Raw genomic sequence first — 22,131 nt, forward strand, 5'->3', positions numbered from 1 at the left:
TCCCACCGTCATTCCGGCGAATGCCGGAATCCAGTGCGCTGTTGGTTCTTGCTCAGCGAGTCGGACAACAGCAACGGCAACATGGATCCCGGCTTCCGCCGGGATGACGACGGGAAACGGGTTGGATCGCCTTGTTCGACACACCATGAAAAGCATGACGGGAACCTCTGCATGACTGCGCCACGCACCCTGTTCGACAAACTGTGGGACGCCCACGTCGTCGTCCCCGAGACTGACGCGGCGCCCGCCGTGCTGTACATCGACCTGCACCTGATCCACGAGGTCACCTCGCCGCAGGCTTTCACCGAGCTCGCGGCGCGCGGCCTGTCGCCGCGCCGCCCGGACCGCACCAAGGCGACGATGGACCACTCCACGCCGACCCTGCCGGCTGGCCCGGACGGGAAGCTGCCTTACTACACGCAGGCCGCCGAAACGCAGGTGGATACGCTGGCACGCAACTGCGCGCAGCACGGCATCGAGCTGTTCGACATGGCGTCGCCGAACCGCGGCATCGTCCACGTCATCGCGCCCGAGCAGGGCTTCACCCTGCCCGGCATGACCATCGTGTGCGGCGACAGCCACACCAGCACGCATGGTGCGTTCGGCGCACTGGCCTTCGGCATCGGCACCAGTGAAGTGGGCCATGTGCTCGCCACGCAGTGCCTGCTGCAGCGCAAGCCGAAGACGATGGCGATCACCGTGGACGGTGCGCTGGCACCGGGCGTGGGCGCCAAGGACATCGTGCTGCACGTGATCGGCGTGATCGGCGTCAATGGCGGCACCGGCCATGTGATCGAGTTCCGCGGCAGCGCGATCGAGGCACTGGACATGGAGCAGCGCATGACCCTGTGCAACATGTCGATCGAAGCCGGCGCGCGCGCGGGCATGGTGGCCCCCGACCAGACCACGTTCGACTGGGTGGCGCGCACGCCGCGCGGGCCGAAGGGCGAAGCCTTCGATGTGGCGGTCGCCTACTGGAAGACATTGCGCAGCGAGGACGGCGCCGCGTTCGATGCCGAGGTACGCATCGAGGCCGCCGACATCCGCCCGACCCTGACCTGGGGCACGCACCCCGGCACCGCGATCGCGGTGGACGCACCGATTCCCGCGCCCGCCGATGCGGCCGCGCAGAAGGGGCTGGACTACATGCACCTGAGCGCCGGCCAGCGCCTGGAAGGCACGCCGGTGGACGTGGTGTTCGTCGGTTCGTGCACGAACGGCCGCCTGCGCGACATGCGCGAAGTGGCGCAGGTGCTGCGCGGCCGCCAGGTCGCCGCAGGCGTGCGCATGCTGGTCGTGCCGGGCTCGGAGATCGTCAAGCGCGAGGCCGAGGCCGAGGGCATCGATGCCATCGTGCGTGCTGCCGGTGCTGAATGGCGGGAGCCCGGCTGCTCGATGTGCATCGCGATGAATGGCGACCGGGTGGCGCCGGGCCAGTTGGCCGTCAGCACCAGCAACCGCAATTTCGAAGGCCGCCAGGGGCCCGGCGCGCGCACGCTGCTGGCGTCGCCGTTGACGGCCGCATGGGCGGCGGTGAACGGACGTGTCAGCGATCCGCGCGACCTGTTCGCCGCACACAAGGAGGTGGCGTGATGCCCGGCTTCCGCGAATTGCGCTCCAAGAGCGTGGTGTTGGCGCAGACCAACATCGATACCGACCAGATCATCCCGGCACGCTTCCTGTCCACGACCGAACGTGCCGGCCTGGGCAAGAACGCCTTCAACGACTGGCGCTGGCAGGCCGATGGTTCGCCGAACCCCGCGTTCCCGTTCAACCAGGCGGAGAACGCCGGCAGGCAGATCCTGCTGGCCGGGCGCAACTTCGGCTGCGGCTCCTCGCGCGAGCATGCGCCGTGGGCCCTCACCGATCTCGGCCTGCGCGCCATCGTCAGCAGCGAGATCGCCGACATCTTCCGCAACAACAGCCTGAAGAACGGCCTGGTGCCGGTGGTGCTGCCGGAGGAGATCGTGCAGTCGCTGATGCAGCGGCCGGACGATGAGCTGGTCGTCGACATCGCGAGCCGGGAACTGCGCACGCCCGACGGCTCCGTCTTCGCGTTCCCGCTGGATGCCTTCGCGCAGACCTGCCTGCTGGAAGGCGTGGACGAACTGGGCTACCTGCTGGCCCGCCACAACGACATCGAACATTACGAGGCCACCCGCCATGCACGCTGATATCGCCCTCCTGCCCGGTGACGGGATCGGTCCCGAGGTCACCGCTGCCGCCGTCACCGTGCTGCGCTCACTGGCGCGGCGCCATGGCCATGCCTTCGACTTCCACGAATACGACATCGGGGGCATCGCCATCGACCGTCACGGCGAGCCGCTGCCGCAGGCCACGCTGCAGGGCTGCCAGCAGGCCGACGCCGTCCTGCTTGGCGCGGTCGGCGGCCCGAAGTGGTCGGACCCCAATGCGAAGGTCCGCCCCGAGCAGGGCCTGCTGGCATTGCGCAAGGGCCTGGGCCTGTTCGCCAACCTGCGCCCGGTGCGTCCGCACCCGGCTGCATTGAATGCATCGCCGATCAAGCCGCACCTGCTCACCGGCGTGGACATCGTGGTGGTGCGCGAGCTGACCGGCGGCATCTACTTCGGCGAGAAGACCCGCGATGCACGCGGCGCCAGCGACCTGTGCAGCTACAGCGTCACCGAGATCGAGCGCGTGGTACGCAGCGCCTTCAGGCTGGCGCGCCAGCGCCGCAGCTACCTGGTGTCGGTGGACAAGGCCAATGTGCTGGAGACCTCGCGCCTGTGGCGCGACGTGGCCACGCGGATCGGCCGAGAGGAATTCCCGGACGTGAAGCTGGAGCACCAGCTGGTCGACTCGATGGCGATGCACCTGCTGGCCAAACCGCGCGAGTACGACGTGATCGTCACCGAGAACATGTTCGGCGACATCCTCACCGACGAGGCCTCGATGCTGGCGGGTTCACTGGGCCTGCTGCCGTCCGCCTCGCTGGGCGACGGCAAGATCGGCCTGTACGAACCGATCCACGGCTCCGCGCCCGACATCGCAGGCAAGGGCATCGCCAATCCCTACGCGACCATCCTGAGCTGTGCGCTGCTGTTGCGTCACTCGCTGGGCCTGCACGAAGAGGCCGACTGCATCGAGCGGGCCGTGGATGGCGCGCTCAACGCACAGGTCTTCACCAACGACCTGGCCACCGGCGGTCGCGGCGTGTCCACGCAGGTCGCGGCGCAGGCGGTCATCGAGCAGATGCAGGCGCATTGCTACGTGGCGGAACTGCGCGACTGAGCAATCGGATGCGCCGCGCCTGTCAGTTCGACACCAGCCGGTCGCGCCCCCGCTCCTTGGCACGATAGAGGCGTTCGTCGGCCACGCGCAGCAGATCGCGCAGGTCCTGGCCCGGCTGCAGTTCGGCCATGCCGATGCTGACCGTGCAGCGCAGCGCGCTGCCGTCCGGCGCCTCGATGCTGGCCTGCGCGATGCCCTCGCGCAGCGCCTCCAGTCGCGCGCGCGCAACGGTCCACGGCAGTTGCTGGCACACCAGGAATTCCTCGCCGCCGTAGCGCGCGATCAGCACGCCTTCCTGATCGCCTGCCAGCTGCCCGGCCAGCGCCGCCACCTGCGACAGCACGTCGTCACCGAACGCATGCCCATAGCGGTCGTTGACCGACTTGAAGTGATCGATGTCCATCAAGGCAACGCAGAGCGGACGGCCTTCGCGACGACTGGCCCCCAGCGCGTCGGCCAGGAACGCATCCCCCGCGCGCCGATTGGCCAGGCGGGTCAGGGGATCATGCCCGGCCTGGTAGGCCAGTTGTTCCAGCAGGTGGGCATGGGCCTGGCTGGCCCGCTCGAGCTGCGCGTTCTTGTCGCTCAGCTCCGAGGTGCGTGCGTCCACCAGCGCTTCAAGCCTGCGCTGCCGGCGTCGCTGGCGCCGCATCGCTATCAGCAGGATGGCCCAGCCGGCCAGCGCCAGCAGCAGCGCGTAAGCCACCATCGCCCATGCGCGCTGCCACCACGGCGCCGCCTTGTCGAACGCCACCGCCTGCGTCACCACGGCGTCCTGCTTGCTCCAATCCGCGGGCGCATTCATCACCTGGACCTCGAAGCGCAGCTGTCCGGAGGGCAGGTTGGTGTACACGGCGGCGTGGGCGATGCCGTCGTCGGTCTCGATCCAGTCGCGATCGAAGCCCACCATGCGGTAGCGATAACGCAGGCGCTCCGGTGCACGCTGGTTGATGCCGGTGAAACGGATCACCACCCGTCGCGTGTCTGCGGCCAGATCATGGCGCGCCTGCATGGGCAACACGCGACCGTCGGCTTCCACGGCTTCCATCACCAGTGTGACGCCCTGGGCGCGCTGGCGCCTTGCGTCGTCGGGATCGATCACGCCAATGCCGTTTGCCGTCGCGAACCACAGCTTGCCGTCGCGCATGCGCCATCCCGCCGGTGCGCTCGCGCCGTTGGCCTGGCTGCTGGGCAGGCCGTCGGCGTGGGTGAATGCCTCCACCGGCAAGCGGGCCAGGTGATGGTTTTCCACCGCCGTCAGCGCCGGTCGGGAGATACGGAACACGCCCCGGTTGCTCGATGCCCAGAAATCGCCGTTGTCGTCTTCCAGCAACCGGAAGAGACGGTTGTTGGGCAAGCCCTGGCGATGATCGAACTGCACGAACCGCCCGTCCCGCCAGTGCAGCAGGCCGCGATCGGTCGCGATCCACAGGCTGCCATCGGGATCGGCCAGGAAGTCGAACGCGGCCACGGCGGGGAAACCGGAGCCCGGCGTCCATGTCCGCAGCGACCCATCACGGCGCATCATCGCCATGCCGTTGCTGGTGCCGATCCACATCCCGCCCTCGCCGGTTTCGTACAGGACGTAGACATTTCCTTCGGGCAGGCCGTCGGCGGCACTGTAGTGCCGCACGATGCGCCCCTCCCGGTACACGCTCAGGCCCTCGTTGCTGCCGATCCACAATGAGCCGTCCGCGCGCTCCAGCAAGGCGCGCACATGGTTGGATGGCAGACCCCGTGCTTCGTCGATGCGCCAGGGCAGCGTCTGTTGGGTGTCAGCGGTGGCAGGCAGGTGGATCACGCCCTGGTCGTAGGTTCCCACCCAGAGCCCGCCGTCGCGCGCGTTGGCCATCGACAGCACGGAGGGGTCGGGCTTGCCATCGAATGCCAGCGACACCGCGCGGCTGCGACCGTTCTCCCATGCGTCCACGCCCATCGGATGACCGATCCAGACGCCCTGGCCCGGCCGTTCGATGATGGCGCGCACGTAGATGTCGCGCAGACCGTTGCTGCGTCCAAGTCCGAAGACGGGCCCGTCGGAGATGCGGAACAACCCGTTCGTGGTGCCCACCCACAGCAGGCCGTCACGATCCTCGAACAGGGCCGGGGCCAGGCGGCCCATCAGGCCGTTGCGCTCTCCCAGCGTCTCATGGCGCCCATGCACATACCGGCGCAGGCCATCCAGGGTGGAGATCCACAGATTGCCGTTGCGGTCCTCCAGCATGGCCTCGGCGCGCGCGCCGGTGATCTGTTGCGCGCGACCCCGTTCGATCCGCCATGCACCCCCGCTTCCTCCCACCAGCATGCCGCCCCAGCGCGAAGGCTGGATGGCGAGCACAGAGGTCTCGGGCAGGCCCATCGCGCGTCCCCAGTCGCTGGCCCGGCCCTGGGCGATCCGGAACAGGCCGTGCCGGTTGCCCACCAGCGCCTGCCCGTCGGACAACGGCAGAATCGCCAGCACGCGCTCGTTGGCCAGGCGCGCGTGTGCGCTGCCGACGTCGTGCAGGCGACCATCGCCGTCGAGGCGGAACAGGGAATGATCGGTACCGATCCACAACACCCCGTCCGGACCGAACCGCAGCACCGACACGTCCGGCAAGGTGCCGGCCCGTCCGGGCAGGCGTTGCCAGCGGCCCTGGTGGAACCGCAGCAGGCCGGGGCCGACACGCCCCAGGCTGAGCACCATGCCGCCCTCGGGATGGGGCGTGATGGCACGCACGCCCTCGATTTCCAGTCCCTGCACGGTGCCCGCGTCGTACTGGGTGAAGCGGCGACCATCAAACCGCGCGGCGCCTTCCCATGTCCCGGTCCACAGGTAGCCCTCGGCATCCTGGCTGAGGGCGTGCACCAGGTTGTGCGACAACCCGTCCTCCATGGTCCAGCGCGCAAGCGTGTACTCCTCCACCTTGCGCGCAGGGTCGAGCGCCCACGCGGGCGCGCCGACGAACAGGGCCAACAGGCAGAGGCCGGGGATCAGCAGGCAGCGCACGGCACCGGGTCCGAAGGTCTTCGACCTGTGCAGTATCGGCTGCGGCGGGGGTTTCTTTGAACCCCGCCGCGCGCGGGGCGTTACGGACCGGCGCCCTGCTCCGGCTTGACCTTGAACCATGCCGCATACAGCGCGGGCAGGAAGAACAGCGTCAGCACCGTGGCCACGGTCAGGCCGCCCATGATCGCCACCGCCATCGGGCCGAAAAAGGCACTCCGCGACAGCGGGATCATCGCCAGCACCGCCGCCAGTGCGGTCAGCACGATGGGACGGAAGCGGCGCACGGTGGCGTCGATGATCGCGTGCCAGCGGTCATGCCCGGCACGGATGTCCTGGTCGATCTGGTCCACCAGGATCACCGAGTTGCGCATGATCATGCCGGCCAATGCGATGGTGCCCAGCATGGCGACGAAACCGAACGGCACCCGGAACACCAGCAATGCCAGGGTCACGCCGATCAGGCCCAGCGGCGCGGTCAGCAGCACCAGCGCCACCCGCGAGAAGCTGCGCAGCTGCAGCATCAACAGCGTGGTGACCACCAGCAGGAACAACGGCATGCCGGCGGCAATGGACTTCTGCCCGCGCCCGGAATCCTCCACCGTACCGCCGGTCTCCAGCAGGTAGCCCTGCGGCAACTGCGCGCGTATCCCGTCCAGCGTCGGCAGGATCTGCTGCACCACCGTGGGCGGCGTCACGTCGTCATTGCGGATGTCGGCGCGCACGGTGACTGTCGGCAGACGGTCGCGGTGCCAGATGATGCCGTCCTCGAACGCGTATTCGAGGTTGGCGATCTGCGACAGCGATACGCTGCCGCCGTTGCTGGTCGGCACGGCCAGGCTGCCCAGCAGGTCCAGGCGGGCGCGCTCTTCGTCCGGTCCCCGCAACAGGATCTCGACCAGTTCGTTGCCTTCACGATAGGTGCTCACGCTCAGGCCCGACAGCGAACCCGACAGGAAGTGCGAGACCTGCGCCGTGCTGACACCCAGCGCGCGTGCGCGATCCTGGTCGATCTCCAGCCGCACGACCTTGCTGGGCTCGCTCCAGTCCAGGTTGACGTTGGTGACGTGCGGGTTCGCGCGCACTTTTTCCGCCACCTGCCGCGCGATCGCCTGCGCGCGGTCGACGTGTTCGCCGGAGATGCGGAACTGCACCGGATAACCCACCGGCGGCCCGTTCTCCAGCCGCGTCACGCGGAACTGCAGCTCGGGGAACTGCGGGCCGACCTCGTCGATCAGCCAGCGGCGCACGTCCTCGCGGGCCCGGGCGTCATCCGTCAACACGACGAACTGTGAGAAATTCGCCTGCGGCAACTGCTGGTCCAGCGGCAGGTAGAAACGCGGCGAACCGGTGCCGATGTAGGCCACGTAGTTCTGGATGCCCTTGCGCGTGGCCAGCAGTTTCTCCAGCTTGCGCGCCTGCGCATCGGTGGACTTCAGCGAACTGCCCTCGGCCAGTTCCAGGTCCACCATCAGTTCCGGGCGTACCGAATCCGGGAAGAACTGCTGCGGCACGAAGCGGAACAGCGCGATCGACGCGACGAACGCCGCGACGGTGACGCCGATCACCAGCCAGCGGCGACGCAGGCAGAACGCCAGCCAGCCACGGAACCGCTGGTAGAACGGCGTGTGGTACGGATTGTGGTCGTGCGCGTCATGCGGCTTCGGCGCCAGCAACGCGCCATACTGCGGCCAGCGATCGGCCAGCCGCGCACGGAACCCGTGCCAGCGCGCCGCGAACGAACCCGGTTTCGGCGGCTGCGGATTGCCCAGGTCGGGCAGCATCTTGTCGCCCAGGTAGGGAATGAACAGCACCGCCGCGACCCACGACACCACCAGCGCGATGGTCACCACCTGGAACAGCGAACGCGTGTACTCCCCCGTGCTGGACGCCGCCGTGGCGATCGGCAGGAAGCCGGCCGCCGTCACCAGCGTGCCCGTCAGCATCGGGAACGCCGTGGACTCGTAGGCGAAGCTGGCCGCCTTCAGGCGATCAAAGCCCTGCTCCATCTTGATGGCCATCATCTCCACCGCGATGATCGCGTCGTCGACCAGCAGGCCCAGCGCCAGCACCAGCGCGCCCAGCGAGATCTTGTGCAGGCCGATGCCGAAGTAGTGCATCACGGCGAACGTCATCGCCAGCACCAGCGGGATGGACACCGCCACCACCAGCCCGGTGCGCAGGCCCAGCGAGAAGAAGCTGACCAGCAGCACGATGATCACCGCTTCGGCGAGCACGCGGACGAATTCGCCCACGGATTCCTCCACGGCGGCCGGCTGGTCCGACACCTTGCGCAGTTCCATGCCCAGCGGCAGGGTCTTCTGCAGGCGCTGGAACTCGGTCTCCAGCGTCTGGCCGAGCTTGAGGATGTCGCCGCCGTCCTTCATCGCCACCGCGATGCCGATGCCGGGCTGGCCCATGAAACGCATGCGCGGCGCGGCGGGATCGGCGAAGCCGCGCTTGATCTCGGCGATGTCGCCCAGCTTCACCGTACGGCCGCCGGCGCGGATCGGGAACTCCCGGATCTCGTCCACCGAACTGAATTCGCCGCTCACGCGCAACTGCACGCGATCGCTCGCCGTTTCGAAGAAGCCGGCCGGCGTCATCGCATTCTGTTCTTCCAGCGCCTGCTGGACCGCGCTCAATGGAATGCCGAGCGTGGCCAGCTTGGTGTTGGACAGCTCGATCCAGATCTTCTCGTCCTGCAGTCCGACGAGTTCGACCTTGCCGACGTCGTCCACCCGCTGCAGTTCCAACTGGATCCGGTCGGCATAGTCCTTCATCACCGCGTAATCGAAGCCATCGCCGGTGAGCGCATAGATGTTGCCGAACGTGTCGCCGAATTCGTCGTTGAAGAACGGACCGATCACGCCGCTCGGCAGCGTGGCACGGACGTCGCCGACCTTCTTGCGCACCTGGTACCAGAGGTCCGGAATTTCCTTCGACTTCATGGAGTCGCGCGCCATGAAGATCACCTGCGATTCACCGGGACGCGAGTACGAGCGGATGAACTCGTAGTTGCCGGTGGTCATCAGCGCCTTCTCGATGCGCTCGGTCACCTGCTGCGAGACTTCCTCGGCGGTCGCGCCCGGCCATACCGTTCGCACGACCATCGCCTTGAAGGTGAACGGCGGATCCTCGGACTGGCCCAGGTGCTTGTACGACCACGCACCGATGATGCCCAGCAGGATCATCAGGAACAGCACCAGGCTGCGGTTGGTCAGTGCCCACTCGGAAAGGTTGAAGCGGCGCATGCCGTTACTCCGGGCGCGATGCGATGTTGGCCGCATCGCCACCCGCGGCGACCCGGAGCGGGCGGTTATTGCGGTCCACCGGCACCACGGTCTGCCCTTCGCGCAGGAGATGTCCGCCGGCCGCGACGACCCAGTCGCTGGCCTTCACTCCGCCCAGCACCGGCACCGAGGCTTCGCCATACCGCCCCAGCTGCACCACCTGCGCACGCACCCTGCCGGTCGCGGGATCGACGATCCACACCGTGGTCCTGCCCTCACTTCCACGCTGGATGGCCGACAGCGGCAGCTTCAATGCGGCCTTGCTGCCGTTTTCCTGCACGTAGACGCGCGCGCTCTGGCCCAGTTCGACCTGCTGCTGCGCGTCGCCCACCAGGCTGACGCGCGCCGCATAGGTGCGCGTCTGCGCGTCGGCAGCGGGCGCGATCTCCCGGATGGTCCCGGGCAGGCGCTGGCCGGGCGCATTCCACAGCTCGACCATCACCGGCTGGCCCACACTGAAATCGCGGATGCGGTTTTCCGGCAGGCCGATGGCCACTTCGCGTCCGCCATCGGCGGCCAGGGTGAAGACGGTCTGCCCGGCCGCGACCACCTGGCCGGCTTCGGCCTGGCGACTGGCGATCACACCGTCGCGCGGAGCACGCAGTTGCGAATAGCCTTCCTGGTTGCGCATCACGTCCATCTGCGCACGTGCGGCACGCGCCTGGCCTTCGGCCGCCTTGTACGCGGCAACCTGCGCGTCGTACGCCGACTGGCTGATCAACTTGTCGCCGACCAGCTTCGCGTAGCGGTCCCGGTCGCCACGCGCACGGACAAGGTCGGCGTCGGCCGCGGCAAGTTGCGCCTGCGCGGCCTGTGCCTGCAGCGCGAAGTCGCCCGGGTCCAGCAGCGCAAGCACCTCGCCCTTCTGCACGCGTGCACCGGCGTCGACATTGCGACGCACGAGGTTGCCGCCGACACGGAACGACAGCGGACTCTCCTCGCGTGCGCGCACCTCGCCGGCGTACGCCGAGAGGGCGGCCTCGGCGCCACCGCCAGGGTGGACCACCAGCGCGGGGCGCGGCGATTCCACAGGCTGCTCCGCACCGCACGCGGTCAGGCCGAGCAGCACGATTCCGAACACTCCGTTCCAGCGCATATGGCGCATACACCGCTCCATGACGACTTCAATTAGTAGACTTGGCGGTATAGTATAAATATCGAACCGAGTAGTCTAGTATTAAGACATGGTCAGCCCGCCCACTTCCGCCAGCCGTCGCAAGCCCCCCGCCAAGCCCGCCACCAGCGGTCCCGGCCGCCCGAAGGATCTCGGCAAGCGTGCCGCGATCCTGGAGGCCGCCAAGCAATTGTTCGCGCGCGAGGGTTTCAACGGCGTCAGCATGGACCAGATTGCCGCCGAGGCGGGCGTCTCCAAGCTGACGGTCTACAGCCACTTCGGCGACAAGGACGCCCTGTTCGCCGCCGCCGTGCAGGCCAAGTGCGAGGAAATGCTCCCCGACACGCTGTTCCAGATCGAGCTGAAGGGCTCGCTGCGCGAACAGCTGAAAGCCATCGCACAGGCTTTCTTCGCGCTGATCACCAGCGAAGAGGCCATCAGCACGCACCGCATGATGATGGTCCCGGGCAACATCGACGACAAACTCAAGCGAACCTTCTGGGAAGCCGGCCCGCAGCGCACCCATGAAGCGTTCGCGGCGCTGTTGCAGGCGCAGGTTGCCAAAGGAGAGCTGGACATCCCCGACGTGGCGACGGCTTCGATCCAGTTCTTCACCCTCATAAAGGGCGAATTGCATGCCCGCATGACATGCGGCCTGTGCAGCCAGCCCGGCCAGCTCGACACCCGGCGGCATATCGACGCCACCGTGGACATGTTCCTGAGGGCCTATGGCCGGCGCTGAAGCTGAAGGCCAGCCCCGCGCGCCGGAGGTGGCGATGACTTCCGGCACTGCGCCCGCCATGGGGGCTGCCCCGATCCTTGCCCAGCGCGGACGGGGCCAGCCCGGTAAAATGCCCGGCCCAGCCCCCCGCGTCGGATAACCACCCTCATGACGATCAACTACACCCAGGCCCGCGAAAACATGGTCGAGCAGCAGGTACGTCCCTGGGACGTGCTGGATGCGCGCGTGCTGGAAACGCTGGCCACGCTGCCGCGCGAGGTCTTCGTGGCGGACTCGCACCGCGCGCTGGCGTATGCGGACCTGGAATTGCCACTGGGCCACGGCCAGTCGATGATGAAGCCCGTCGTCGAAGGCCGCACCCTGCAGGCCTTGAAGCCGCAGGCCGATGAGGACGTGCTGGAGATCGGCACCGGCAGCGGCTACCTGACCGCCTGCCTGGGCCACCTGGCGCGCGACGTCGTCAGCCTGGAGATCCACCCCGAATTCGCCGAGGCTGCGCGTGCGCGCCTCGATGCCGCTGGCCTGGGCAGCAACGTCCGCATCGACACCCTCGACGCGCTGACGTGGGACACCGACCGCCGCTTCGACGTGATCTGCGTGACCGGTGCCATGGCCAGCGTGCCTGCCCGCTTCGTGCAATGGCTGCGCCCCGGTGGCCGCCTGTTCGTCGTGCGGGGTACGTCACCGGTGATGGAAGCCGTGCTGCACGTCAACGATGTCAACGGCCCACGCATCGAATCGTTGTTCGAAACCGACCTCCCCTACCTGGTCGGCGCCGCGCCGGCGCCCCAGTTCGTCTTCTGAAGATTAAAAAAAGGAACCCGCATGAGCCGTCGCCCCCTCGCACTCGCGCTCGCCCTGGCCCTGCCGTCTGCGGCCGGTGCCACCGACCTGATGCAGACCTATGAGCTGGCGCGCACAGGCGACCCTCAGCTGTCCATCGCCGAATCCACCCGCCTGTTCGACAAGGAAGGCGCGGTGCAGGCACGTGCAGCGCTGCTGCCTCAGATCACCGGCAGCGCGGGCTATACGCTGACCCACGACAGCCGGCCGGGCGATCCCCTGGGTGACGGGAAGAGCCGCAGCTACGGTGCCTCGGTCAGCCAGACGATCTTCGACTGGAGCCGCATCGCCAACCTGCGTGGCCAGCGCGCCATCAGCCAGGCCGCCGACTACGACCTGGCCTCGGCGAACAACGAGCTGATCACCCGCACCTCGGCCGCATATTTCAACGTGCTGATCGGCATCGAGTCGTTGGCGGCCGCCGAAACCAACGAGGCCGCGTCGAAGAAACAGTTCGACTATGCGCAGAAGCGCCTGGACGTGGGCCTGGCTCCGATCACCGACGTACACGAAGCCCGCGCCCAGTACGACAGCGCGCGCGCCAACACCATCCTGGCCCGCAATTCCCTGGATGACAGCTACCGCGCACTGGCCGAGATCACCGGCCAGCCGATCAGCGGATTGAAAGGTCTGCCGGACGACTTCCGCCCGGAACTGCCGGCGGAACAGAACGCCCAGTCCTGGGTCGATCGCGCGCTGGAACAGAATCCCGACCTCAAGTCGGCGGAATATTCGCTGGAATCCGCACAGCATGGCGTCTCCAGCGCACGTGCCGGCCATTACCCCACCCTCAACTTCAGTGGCCGCTACACCAACGGCACCGCCTGGGACAGCGTGCCGGGCACGTTGTCGCAGGACGGCGAAGGCTACAACTGGGGCGTGACCCTGACCGTGCCGATCTTCTCCGGTGGTGCCACCCAGTCCGGCGTGCGCCAGGCGCTGGCCCAGCGTGACCGCGCGTCGGACGGCCTGGAGCAGACCCGCCGCGCGCTGATCCGCAACACCAGCAATGCCTACCAGGCACTGGTCGCCGGCGTCAGCGAAGTGGAAGCCCGCCGCCTGGCGGTGGTCTCCGCGCAAAGCGCGCTGGATGCCTCGCAGGTCGGCCTGGAAGTCGGCACCCGCACCGTGCTGGACGTGCTGCAGAACCAGCGCACGCTGTTCCAGGCGCAGGTGGATTATTCAGAGGCAAAGTATCGCTTCCTGCAGAACCGCCTGTTGCTGGAACAAGCAGCCGGCACGCTGGATGGTGCGGATATGCAGGACGTCAACCGCCTGCTGACTGCGGATGCCGAAGCACGCCTGTCTACGCCAGTTAGCGATACACAGTGAGCTTGAACGTCAAGCTCCTAAGCAATGAAGGCCGCCGACGAGCACCTTCAGGGTGGTGATGAGAAACGGCGGGAGCAATCCCGCCGTTTCCTTTTGGGTAACTGGATTTCTTCTCAGTTACTGGATGAAGCAAGTGCCAGACACCGTGACCGACCAGTGACCCAAGCTGTTTTCATAAGCAAATGGCACCGTGTAGCTCACAAGACTCCCTCCTCGTTGCCTGCAAGCCAGACTGGCCGATCCAGCAGCATAGGAAACGGCTGCTTGACGTGTGGGCCCCGCTCCATTCGCTGTTACATATGCATACGCTGCAATTGCAGGAAAGCTTAAAACAGTTGCAATCGTGGCAATAGCGACTACTCGGACTTTCTTGAGTGCGTTCTTCATAGATCAATCCTTGAAATATGACAAAGGCCACCAGTGTGGCAGCCTCAGTATCTCATCGACATATTGCGCCGATGCTAAAGAACCATTAACCAGAATTCCGGCGACCTATAACCTCCATTTCAACAAAAATTTCTGCGGTATGCTCACCGAGTAGAGGCGGCGGTCGAACATAGCGAATGGGTGTAGCCGACATTTTATCGGGCTGGCCACGATAGGTAGTGACGCGGCGGATGCCGAAGCACACCTGTCGTCGCAGCCCGTTTCGCAGTAATCCCTCGCGCCCCTGGCGTTACGACAACGGCGGGCTTCGGCCCGCCGATGTCGTTCGGGCGTGCGGTCGCGACTTACGTCGCTCCTACAATCGGGACTCAGATCGCGCCGCGCGCCCGCAGCGCCGCGACCTCATCGTCGCTGTAGCCCGCCTCACGCAACACGTTGTCGGTGTGCTGCCCCAGCATCGGCGGCGCACGCGACGGCTGCACCGGTGTCACCGACAACTTGATCGGACTGCCCACCAGCGGCAACGTGCCGGCATGCGGGTGCGGCACCTCGACGACCATGCCGCGCGCTCGAACCTGCGGATCGGCGAACACATCGGCCAGGTCGTTGACCGGGCCGCAGGGAATGCCCGCGGCTTCGAGCAACGACAGCCATGCGCGCCGGTCGCGTTGCAGAAAGTGCGCCTGGAGCATCGGTACGAGCACGTCGCGACATCGCACGCGCTCCGCGTTCGTGGTGAACCGCGCGTCGGTGGCGAGTGCAGGTTCATCCAGCAGGTCGCACAGGCGCGCGAACTGCCGGTCGTTGCCGACGGCGACGATGATGTGACCGTCGGCCACCACGAATACCTGGTAAGGCACGATGTTGGCGTGTGCATTGCCCTGCCGTGGCGGCACGTCGCCACCGACCAGATAGTGGCTGCCCAGATTGGCCAGCATCGCAACCTGCGCATCCAGCAGAGCCATGTCGATCACCTGCCCTTCGCCCGTGGCGTCGCGATGGCGAAGCGCAGCGAGGATGGCGACGGTGGCGTACAGGCCGGTGAACAGGTCCGCCACCGCCACGCCGACCTTCTGGGGCTCGCCCTGCGCGGCGCCGGTGACACTCATCAGGCCACCGAGCCCCTGCACGGCAAAGTCGTAACCCGCGCGCTGCGCATACGGACCGTCCTGGCCGAAGCCGGTGATCGAGCAGTACACCAGGCGCGGATTGGCGGCGCGCAGCGTCGCGGCATCCAGTCCGTACCGCGCCATGTCGCCGACCTTGAAGTTCTCCACCAGCACATCGCTTTGCATCGCAAGCCGCCGGATGATGGCCTGGCCATCGTCGGTGGAGATGTCCACCGTCAGCGAGCGCTTGTTGCGGTTCGCGCACAGGAAATACGCGGACTCTGCGGTTTCGTTCCCCGCTGCGTCGCGCAGGAAGGGCGGCCCCCATCCACGCGTATCGTCGCCACTGCCCGGCCGTTCAACCTTGATGACATCTGCGCCGAGGTCCGCGAGCACCTGCGTGCTCCATGGCCCGGCAAGCACGCGCGTCAGGTCCAGTACGCGCACGCCGGCCAGCGCGCGCGGCGCAACGCCGTTCATGCCACCGGAGCCGGCATGTGCGGCGCGATCATCGCCAGCGTGCGTGCCAGTGCGCCGCGACCGTGTTCGACCAGGGCGCGACCACGGTTCGCCATGTCGTGGCGCCGCGCGTCATCGACGAGCAGGTCTTCGATGGCGACGGCTACCCCCGTCGCGTCCGGCGCGATCACGAGGGCTTCGGCTTCCTTCAGGCGGCGGGAGATCTCGCTGAAGTTGTGCAGGTGCGGTCCGGTGACGGCAGGCGTGCCGACGGCAGCCGGCTCCAGCATGTTGTGTCCCCCGATGGCTTGCAGGCTGCCGCCGACGAAGGCCACGTCGGCGCAGGCGTAGAACGCCATCAGCTCGCCCAGCGTGTCGAGTACGAAGACATCATCGCCGGACGACGGCCAGCGATCTCCGCGCCGGGTTCCCACCTTCCAGCCGGCGTCGCGCGCGGCCTCCACCACGCGCGGGAAGCGCTCCGGATGGCGTGGCGCCCACAGCAGCAGCAGGTCGGGCCAGCGCTTGCGCAACCGCGCATGGATGGCGAGTACCGGCGCCTCTTCATCCTCGTGCGTGCTCGCGGCGATCCAGACGCGACGCTGCGCGGCCAGGTGCCCGCGGAAACCGGCGACGATGTCGGCGACTGTGTCCGGCACGGGGATGTCGAACTTCAGATTGCCGACGTCGCGTACCTGTTCGGGCGCGGCGCCCAGCTGCACGAAACGGGCGGCATCGTCACCGGACTGCGCGGCCACGCGACGCACGGTGCGCAGCATGCGTGCGATCAGCGGACGCAGCACGCTGTAGCCGCGCAAAGAACGCGCTGAAAGACGCGCGTTGAGGATGTACACCGGCACCTTCCGGTCATGGCAGCCGAACAACAGGCTGGGCCACAGCTCGGTCTCCATGATCAGCGCCAGCCGCGGCGGGAAATGGCGCAGGAACCGCGCGACGGCGCCGGGAAGATCGTAGGGCGAGTACACATGCAGCACGCGATCGCCCCACAGCGCCTGCACGCGCTCCGAGCCGGTGGGGGTGATGGTGGTGATCAGCAGGCGCAGGCCGCGATGGCGCCTGAGCAGTGCATTCACCACGGGCGCGGCCGCGTTCACTTCGCCCACCGAGACCGCATGCAGCCAGACATCCACCGGACTGCCCGGCGTGTCGTAGCTGCCGTAGCGTTCGTTCCAGCGCTGGAAGTACTCGGGGTAGCGGAAGCCGCGCCAGATGAGGTGGTACAGGGTGACCGGCGTCAACACGTACAGCACCGCCGAATAGAGGGCGCGCAGCAGGCGTTCGGCGGTTCGGTTCGGCATCGCCGACAAGGATACCCGGGGCCGCCGTTACAATGGGCCATGGCCGAAACCGAGAAGCGATCCGCCGACGCCCGCGAGCGTCCACCCATGGGACCCGCGCAATGGCCGGCCTGGCTCGGCATCGGGCTCGCATGGCTGGTGGCGCGCCTGCCGTGGGCGTTGCAGCGCGTGCTGGGACGCCTCATCGGCACGCTGCTCTTTGCCGCGATGCGCGAGCGCAGGAACGTCGCCCGCCGCAACATCGCCCTGTGCTTCCCGGAGCTGGACGCGGGTGCCCGGGACGCGCTGGCGCGCGCCAGTTTCGGCGAGCTCGGCATCGGGCTGTTCGAGTTCGCGCGCGCCTGGTGGGGCAGCGTGGCACCGATGCGGCGGGGATTGCGGGTCGAGGGCCTGGAGCACCTGGCGGCGGCGCGTGCCGGCGGCCGCGGAGTGATCGTGGTGTCCGGACACTTCACTACACTGGAGATCTCGGCACGACTGATGTGCGACCACGCACCGCTGGCCGGCATGTATCGCCCGCACAACCAGGGCGCGATGGAGTGGGCGGTCAAGCGCGGCCGCCTGCGTTATGCCACCGCAATGTTCACCCGCGAAGAGTTGCGCCCTGCACTGAAGCACCTCAAGCAGGGCGGGCTGCTCTGGTTCGCGCCCGACCAGGACACGCGGCGCGGCGAGAGCGTGTTCGTTCCGTTCTTCGGCCACCCCGCCTACAGCCTCACGTCCACCCATCAACTGGCGCGGCTGTCGGGCGCGGCGGTGATCGCGTTCTCGCACGTCCGACGCGAAGACGGTGGTTACACGCTGACATTGTCGCCCGCGCTGGAGGATTTCCCGTCATCGGACGCCACGGCGGACACTGCGCGCGTGATCGCCGCGATCGAGTCCATGGTGCGCGAAGCCCCCACGCAATACCTGTGGATCCACCGCCGCTTCAAGCGTCAGCCCGACGGGCGCGGCGAACTCTACCGGTAGAGGCCGGGTTCGCCCTGGGGCCGCGTCTTGAAACGCCGGTGCACCCACAGGTACTGCTCGGGATGCCGGCGCACGACGGCCTCCAGTTCCGCCATGTAGCGTGCCGCATCCTGCACCGGGTCGCCGGTCGGCCATCCTTCCCACGTCGGCTCGACGCGCAGCTGGTAGCGTCCCGCCGCGTCACGGTGGAACCAGAACGGCAGCACGACGGCATTGCTGCGGCGTGCGAGATCGGGCGTGGCGGTCAGGGTCGCGGCCTGCACGCCGAAGAACGGCACGAAGGCATTCTGGTAGTTGAAATCCTGGTCCGCGGAATACGCGACGATGCCGCCGCGCGACAGCGTGCGCAGCAGGCCGCGCACGTCCTTCTTGCCGATGACATCGGCGAAGACGCGGCGACGGGCAGTGTCGAGCAGATGCTCGATGCAGGGATCGTTGTTGCGCCGCGCGACGATGCTCACCCGTTCGCCCAGCGCGTCGCCCAGCAGGCGCGCGCACAGTTCGGAGTGCGGAATGTGGCCACCGAACAGCAGGATGCCGCGCCCCTGTGCGCGCGCGGCGCGCATGTGTTCCAGCCCCTGCACGTCGGCCAGTCCGCGCAGCGCCTGCGCAGGTGCGTACCAGCCGCGCACGAGTTCGAACATGCCGGTCACCGTGGCGCGCAGGGTGTCGCGCAGCAGGCTGGCGCGGGCACGGTCATCCAGTGCGGGGAAACACAGCGCGATGTTGGTCGCCGCGTAACGGCGCCGCTTGCCGAGCAGCGGCCACAGCAACCACGTCGTGAGGTTCCCGAGCCGCAGCAGCGCCCGCTGCGGCAACCGCGCGACCGCCGATGCGATCAGGTTGGCGGGCGCCACGAACCAGCAGCGCGCGCCCGCCGCGAGCTCAATCGTCATCGCGCGCCAGCAGGCTGCCGGCGTACAAGGCCGCCAGCATCAGCGTCAGGCCGCCCCAGAACGTGGAATAGAACGCAAGGTGCGTGTTGAACGGGAAGACCGTCACCGCCAGCGCCAGCATCGCCGGCCGCGCGCGCTCCTTCGCCTGCGGTGCGGCATAACGCCAGGCACGCCATGCCAGCGCTGCGCCCGCCAGCCACAGCAACAGGCCGATGACGCCGGTTTCGCTGAGTACTTCCAGCACGATCTGGTGTGCGTGGAACGCCGGACCCTGGCCCCATGCAGGCCGCTCGCCGGCCCCTGCATCGCACCCGGGGAATGCTTCGCGGAAGCCCCGCGCACCCACGCCGTTGATGGGGTGCTCGACGATCATGCAACCGGCGGCGGACCAGATCTGCCCACGGCCCGACAATGCGGTGTCCACGCCGGATTCGTTGGCGGTCAATGCATGCGTGGTGAGCCGGATGCGCTCCCGAAACTGCGTGGAAGACATGGCTAGCAGCGTCAGTATCAGCAGTCCCGCCGCCAGCACACCGAACAGCCTGCGCAGGCCGAGCAACCGCCACCCGGATACCACCAGGACCAATGCGTAGGTAATCCATGACGCGCGGGCGCCCGCAAGCAGGATGACCAGACCGATGGCCCCGGCGGCCAAGATCCATCCGAGCGAATCCATGCGCCGCGCCGCTGCAAACAGCAGGAACGGCGACAGGCTCGCCATCACGACGCCCAGCTTCCGGTTGCAGGGGCCGAGGAAGCCGCTGAGCCTGTCGATGCCGGCCATCTGTTCCGCAGTGCACATCGGACGTCCGCTGACCAGTTGCTTGAGCTGGTCCAGGCCCCAGAACAACGGACTGGTGCCGAACACGACCTGCGCCAGCGCGTCCAGCGTCCACACCGCGACGATGATGGCGAGACCGTTGAAGGTGGTACGCCGCGCTTCCCTGTTCGCCACGGCGGCCGCCACCAGCCACAGGAACGGCAGGTAGCGAAGATCCACCGCGGCCTCTCGAAATGCCCGCGGTGCGTCGACGGCATCCACGGCCGAGATGACTTCGGGCAGCCAATAGGCGGCAAACAGCGCGCTGGTCAGCGCCCATGCCGCGCCGCTCAGCAGGCGCGTGCCGCCACGGAACCTGTCGAGCAGCAACCGGATGACAGCCGCCAGCGCGCCCAGCACCATCACGGCCTCGGCATAGCCCGGTGCCGGCCAGAGGGCGACGAACGTCAGCACCCACGCGGGTGCCCAGCGCCAGCCGTGGGTGCGGCCACGGACAGGCATGTCAGGGATCGATGGCGAGTCTGCGGTCATCGGCAAGGTCGTGGTAAAGGGCGAGCGTGGCGTCCTGCATCGCGCGCAGGGTGTAGGCGTCCATCGTAGCCAATGGCGGCGGCGGATGGGCGAGCATCGAACGCGCCGCGTCGAACAGGCGGTCTCCATCGAATGCCGGCACCGCGCCCGCGGGCTGCAGCTCGCGCAGCAACTCGCCGACACCGCCATGCGCCCAGCCGGCGACGGGACGTCCCACGGACAGCGCTTCGACCACGGTCCGGCCGAACGCTTCGGGCTTGCGCGACAGCTGCAACACCAGGTCGCTGGCGGCGTAGGCGCGTGCGATGGCGGTTGTCGGTGGCGTGATCGCGAGCGCATCGGCGCATCCGCCACGTCGCGCGTCTGCTTCCAGGTCGAGGACGTAGTGCTCGCGCCCCGCCTCGCGCGTGCCCGGCATCCAGAGGCGTGCATCGATGCCGCTGCCACGCAGGCGGGCCAGCAGCGCGATGGCATCCTGGTGGCCCTTGAGGCGAGTGCCGCGCCCCGGCAGCAGCAGCAGCGGGCCTTCGCCCACCAGTGCAGGATGCTGGGTGGCAGCCCACGCACGTGCGTCAGGATCGCGCGAGGGCGCGCGCGGGAACTGCGCCGGATCGATGCCGCGCGGAATCACGACCAGCTTGCCGGCGTCGGTCTGCGGATAGTGCTGGCGCAGATACGCGCGCACCGTGTCGGACACGCAGATCACGCGCTCGCCATACGTCATCACCGCGCTGTAGCGCCCGGGCGAATTGAGCCCGTGCATGGTGATGACGAATCGTGGCCGCGCGGCTGCGGGCATCGCACGGATCGCCCACAGGCCAAGCCACGCAGGAAGCCGCGAGCGCGCGTGCACGATGTCGGCCCCGACATCGGCGAACAACCGGCGCAGCGTGATCACATGGCGCAATGTCGGCAGTGATTTGCGACCGATGTCGAGCGTGATGTGCTCCGCGCCCGTCGCGCGCAACGCCGGCTCCAGCCGCCCGCCCGCCGACACCACCACGGCACGGTGGCCTGCGCGCACCAGTGCATCCGCGATCTCGAGGGTGGAACGTTCGACACCGCCGGATTCCAGTGCCGGCAGCAGCTGGACGACGGTCAGGCGGCGCATGGACGACGGGCCGCGCGCTTCGGCCGCATCAGGCGATCAGTCGGCCAGGACGAAATGCGAACCGCAGTACGGGCACTGCACATCCCCACCCGGCGCGTCTTCGATGGGCAGGTAGACGCGCGGGTGCGAATTCCACAGCGCCATCGACGGCAGCGGGCAGCTCAGCGGCAGGTCGGCGCGCGAGACGGTGTAGCGCTTCTCGGCGTTGGCGGGCGCGGTGGCGGTCTGGGTCATGGCGATGCGGGACGTGCTGGAACGAGGCGGCCAGTCTACCAGCCGGTACCGTGACGGCCCAAGGAAGGGGTTCCCATGACGGAAAACGCCGCCCGGCGCGAGCGGGGCGGCGTTTCCGGCAGCATCCGGCCGGCGCGCGAAGGCCGGGGAAGGCGTGCTTACTTCTTGGCGTCGGCCGTGGCGTCGGCCGTGGCTTCGGTGGTGATCTTCAGCGTCACTTCGTCGCTGACCATCGGGGCGTACGCGCCCACGCCGAAGTCGCTGCGCTTCACGGTGGCGGTGGCATCGAAGCCGATCGCCGGCACCTTCTTCATCGGGTGCTCGCCGGCCTTGTTGAGGGTCACGTCCAGCACCACCGGCTTGGTGATGCCCTTGATGGTCAGGTCACCGGTGACCTTCAGCTTGCCTTCCCCGGCCGCTTCCACCTGGGTGCTCTTGAAGGTGGCGGACGGGTACTTGGCGGCGTCGAACCACTTGTCGCTGGTCAGGTGCTCGTAGAACTGGTCGGCCAGCGCGCTCAGGCCGCTCAGCGGCAGGGTGACCTGGACGCTGGACGCGGAGACCTTGTCGGCGTCGTACACCAGGGTGCCGTCGGCCTGGCCGAAGTTGGCGCTCGGGTTGGAGAAGCCGAAATGGTTCCAGGTCGCCAGCACGTTGGTGTGGCCGGGGTCGATCTTGTAGGTGACCGACGCGGCGAAGGCGGAGCCGGCGAAGGCGAACAGGGCGGCAACGAGCAGGGTCTTGCGCATGGGATATCTCCGGGGTGGTGG

At 67.9% G+C, this 22,131-nt stretch carries 17 protein-coding genes; 7 read left to right on the forward strand and 10 right to left on the reverse strand.

Annotation, left to right across the window (positions count from 1 at the left end):
• Positions 1-171 precede the first annotated feature (171 nt).
• Genes leuC through leuB form a run of 3 tightly spaced genes read left to right on the forward strand, consistent with a single transcriptional unit; the run spans position 172 to position 3,252 of the window.
• The gene (leuC, locus tag ACIPRS_RS06215) at positions 172-1,593 is read left to right on the forward strand and encodes a 3-isopropylmalate dehydratase large subunit (RefSeq protein ID WP_446537887.1); all 1,422 of its coding nucleotides are present in this window, start codon (positions 172-174) and stop codon (positions 1,591-1,593) included.
• The gene (leuD, locus tag ACIPRS_RS06220; protein WP_192200067.1) at positions 1,593-2,174 is read left to right on the forward strand and encodes a 3-isopropylmalate dehydratase small subunit; all 582 of its coding nucleotides are present in this window, start codon (positions 1,593-1,595) and stop codon (positions 2,172-2,174) included. The genes leuC and leuD overlap by 1 nt, the downstream gene beginning before the upstream one ends.
• A complete protein-coding gene (gene leuB, locus ACIPRS_RS06225) occupies positions 2,164-3,252 on the forward strand; it encodes a 3-isopropylmalate dehydrogenase (protein WP_446537888.1) in 1,089 nt (362 codons plus the stop codon). The genes leuD and leuB overlap by 11 nt, the downstream gene beginning before the upstream one ends.
• A 22-nt stretch (positions 3,253-3,274) precedes the next feature.
• Here the strand turns inward: leuB and ACIPRS_RS06230 are convergent, their stop codons facing one another.
• The 3 genes from ACIPRS_RS06230 to ACIPRS_RS06240 form a co-directional block, all read right to left on the reverse strand.
• The gene (locus tag ACIPRS_RS06230; protein WP_446537889.1) at positions 3,275-6,241 is read right to left on the reverse strand and encodes a two-component regulator propeller domain-containing protein; all 2,967 of its coding nucleotides are present in this window, start codon (positions 6,239-6,241) and stop codon (positions 3,275-3,277) included.
• An 80-nt stretch (positions 6,242-6,321) separates the two neighbouring features.
• The gene (locus tag ACIPRS_RS06235) at positions 6,322-9,492 is read right to left on the reverse strand and encodes an efflux RND transporter permease subunit (protein WP_446537890.1); all 3,171 of its coding nucleotides are present in this window, start codon (positions 9,490-9,492) and stop codon (positions 6,322-6,324) included.
• Positions 9,493-9,496: 4 nt separating this feature from the next.
• The gene (locus ACIPRS_RS06240; protein ID WP_446537891.1) at positions 9,497-10,636 is read right to left on the reverse strand and encodes an efflux RND transporter periplasmic adaptor subunit; all 1,140 of its coding nucleotides are present in this window, start codon (positions 10,634-10,636) and stop codon (positions 9,497-9,499) included.
• 79 nt (positions 10,637-10,715) lie between these two features.
• On the opposite strand from ACIPRS_RS06240, the gene ACIPRS_RS06245 reads away from it, so the two are divergent.
• The 3 genes from ACIPRS_RS06245 (at position 10,716) to ACIPRS_RS06255 (ending at position 13,562) form a co-directional block, all read left to right on the forward strand.
• Positions 10,716-11,387, forward strand: a complete 672-nt coding sequence (locus ACIPRS_RS06245; RefSeq protein WP_192200062.1) for a TetR/AcrR family transcriptional regulator — start codon at positions 10,716-10,718, stop codon at positions 11,385-11,387.
• A 147-nt stretch (positions 11,388-11,534) separates the two neighbouring features.
• Positions 11,535-12,191: a protein-L-isoaspartate O-methyltransferase family protein gene (locus ACIPRS_RS06250; protein WP_446537892.1), complete on the forward strand. Its 657-nt coding sequence runs from the start codon at positions 11,535-11,537 to the stop codon at positions 12,189-12,191.
• A 21-nt stretch (positions 12,192-12,212) separates the two neighbouring features.
• Positions 12,213-13,562 carry a TolC family outer membrane protein gene (locus tag ACIPRS_RS06255; protein ID WP_446537893.1) on the forward strand — a complete coding sequence of 450 codons (1,350 nt, stop codon included), beginning with the start codon at positions 12,213-12,215 and terminating at the stop codon, positions 13,560-13,562.
• Between the two features lie 755 nt (positions 13,563-14,317).
• Here ACIPRS_RS06255 and ACIPRS_RS06260 read toward each other — a convergent pair.
• Positions 14,318-15,538 carry a CaiB/BaiF CoA transferase family protein gene (locus ACIPRS_RS06260; RefSeq protein ID WP_337730742.1) on the reverse strand — a complete coding sequence of 407 codons (1,221 nt, stop codon included), beginning with the start codon at positions 15,536-15,538 and terminating at the stop codon, positions 14,318-14,320.
• Complete coding sequence (gene waaA, locus ACIPRS_RS06265; RefSeq protein WP_446537894.1) at positions 15,535-16,836, reverse strand: lipid IV(A) 3-deoxy-D-manno-octulosonic acid transferase; 1,302 nt, start codon at positions 16,834-16,836, stop codon at positions 15,535-15,537. The genes ACIPRS_RS06260 and waaA overlap by 4 nt, the downstream gene beginning before the upstream one ends.
• A gap of 39 nt (positions 16,837-16,875) precedes the next feature.
• On the opposite strand from waaA, the gene lpxL reads away from it, so the two are divergent.
• On the forward strand, positions 16,876-17,808 hold the full coding sequence (gene lpxL / locus ACIPRS_RS06270; protein WP_446537895.1) for an LpxL/LpxP family Kdo(2)-lipid IV(A) lauroyl/palmitoleoyl acyltransferase: 933 nt from the start codon (positions 16,876-16,878) through the stop codon (positions 17,806-17,808).
• Here the strand turns inward: lpxL and ACIPRS_RS06275 are convergent.
• The 5 genes from ACIPRS_RS06275 to ACIPRS_RS06295 form a co-directional block, all read right to left on the reverse strand.
• Positions 17,799-18,704, reverse strand: a complete 906-nt coding sequence (locus ACIPRS_RS06275; protein WP_446537896.1) for a lysophospholipid acyltransferase family protein — start codon at positions 18,702-18,704, stop codon at positions 17,799-17,801. The genes lpxL and ACIPRS_RS06275 overlap by 10 nt on opposite strands.
• Complete coding sequence (locus ACIPRS_RS06280) at positions 18,694-20,016, reverse strand: O-antigen ligase family protein (RefSeq protein WP_446537897.1); 1,323 nt, start codon at positions 20,014-20,016, stop codon at positions 18,694-18,696. The genes ACIPRS_RS06275 and ACIPRS_RS06280 overlap by 11 nt, the downstream gene beginning before the upstream one ends.
• Complete coding sequence (locus tag ACIPRS_RS06285) at positions 19,988-21,127, reverse strand: glycosyltransferase (protein WP_446537898.1); 1,140 nt, start codon at positions 21,125-21,127, stop codon at positions 19,988-19,990. Before ACIPRS_RS06285 ends, ACIPRS_RS06280 begins: the two co-directional genes overlap by 29 nt.
• Before the next feature lie 36 nt (positions 21,128-21,163).
• The gene (locus ACIPRS_RS06290) at positions 21,164-21,361 is read right to left on the reverse strand and encodes a zinc-finger domain-containing protein (RefSeq protein ID WP_192200053.1); all 198 of its coding nucleotides are present in this window, start codon (positions 21,359-21,361) and stop codon (positions 21,164-21,166) included.
• A 158-nt stretch (positions 21,362-21,519) separates the two neighbouring features.
• On the reverse strand, positions 21,520-22,110 hold the full coding sequence (locus tag ACIPRS_RS06295) for a YceI family protein (protein ID WP_446537899.1): 591 nt from the start codon (positions 22,108-22,110) through the stop codon (positions 21,520-21,522).
• Positions 22,111-22,131: the final 21 nt, after the last annotated feature.

The organism is Pseudoxanthomonas sp. LARHCG66, from assembly GCF_052871755.1.

Coding starts and splice junctions, on each gene's coding strand:
- ACIPRS_RS06295 (WP_446537899.1), bottom strand. CDS start 22,110: ATGCGCAAGACCCTGCTCGTTGCCGCCCTGTTCGCCTTCGCCGGCTCC.
- ACIPRS_RS06255 (WP_446537893.1), top strand. CDS start 12,213: ATGAGCCGTCGCCCCCTCGCACTCGCGCTCGCCCTGGCCCTGCCGTCT.
- ACIPRS_RS06250 (WP_446537892.1), top strand. CDS start 11,535: ATGACGATCAACTACACCCAGGCCCGCGAAAACATGGTCGAGCAGCAG.
- leuD (WP_192200067.1), top strand. CDS start 1,593: ATGCCCGGCTTCCGCGAATTGCGCTCCAAGAGCGTGGTGTTGGCGCAG.
- ACIPRS_RS06275 (WP_446537896.1), bottom strand. CDS start 18,704: ATGACGATTGAGCTCGCGGCGGGCGCGCGCTGCTGGTTCGTGGCGCCC.
- ACIPRS_RS06280 (WP_446537897.1), bottom strand. CDS start 20,016: ATGACCGCAGACTCGCCATCGATCCCTGACATGCCTGTCCGTGGCCGC.
- lpxL (WP_446537895.1), top strand. CDS start 16,876: ATGGCCGAAACCGAGAAGCGATCCGCCGACGCCCGCGAGCGTCCACCC.
- ACIPRS_RS06235 (WP_446537890.1), bottom strand. CDS start 9,492: ATGCGCCGCTTCAACCTTTCCGAGTGGGCACTGACCAACCGCAGCCTG.
- leuB (WP_446537888.1), top strand. CDS start 2,164: ATGCACGCTGATATCGCCCTCCTGCCCGGTGACGGGATCGGTCCCGAG.
- ACIPRS_RS06240 (WP_446537891.1), bottom strand. CDS start 10,636: ATGCGCCATATGCGCTGGAACGGAGTGTTCGGAATCGTGCTGCTCGGC.
- ACIPRS_RS06290 (WP_192200053.1), bottom strand. CDS start 21,361: ATGACCCAGACCGCCACCGCGCCCGCCAACGCCGAGAAGCGCTACACC.
- ACIPRS_RS06285 (WP_446537898.1), bottom strand. CDS start 21,127: ATGCGCCGCCTGACCGTCGTCCAGCTGCTGCCGGCACTGGAATCCGGC.
- leuC (WP_446537887.1), top strand. CDS start 172: ATGACTGCGCCACGCACCCTGTTCGACAAACTGTGGGACGCCCACGTC.
- waaA (WP_446537894.1), bottom strand. CDS start 16,836: ATGCCGAACCGAACCGCCGAACGCCTGCTGCGCGCCCTCTATTCGGCG.
- ACIPRS_RS06260 (WP_337730742.1), bottom strand. CDS start 15,538: ATGAACGGCGTTGCGCCGCGCGCGCTGGCCGGCGTGCGCGTACTGGAC.
- ACIPRS_RS06245 (WP_192200062.1), top strand. CDS start 10,716: ATGGTCAGCCCGCCCACTTCCGCCAGCCGTCGCAAGCCCCCCGCCAAG.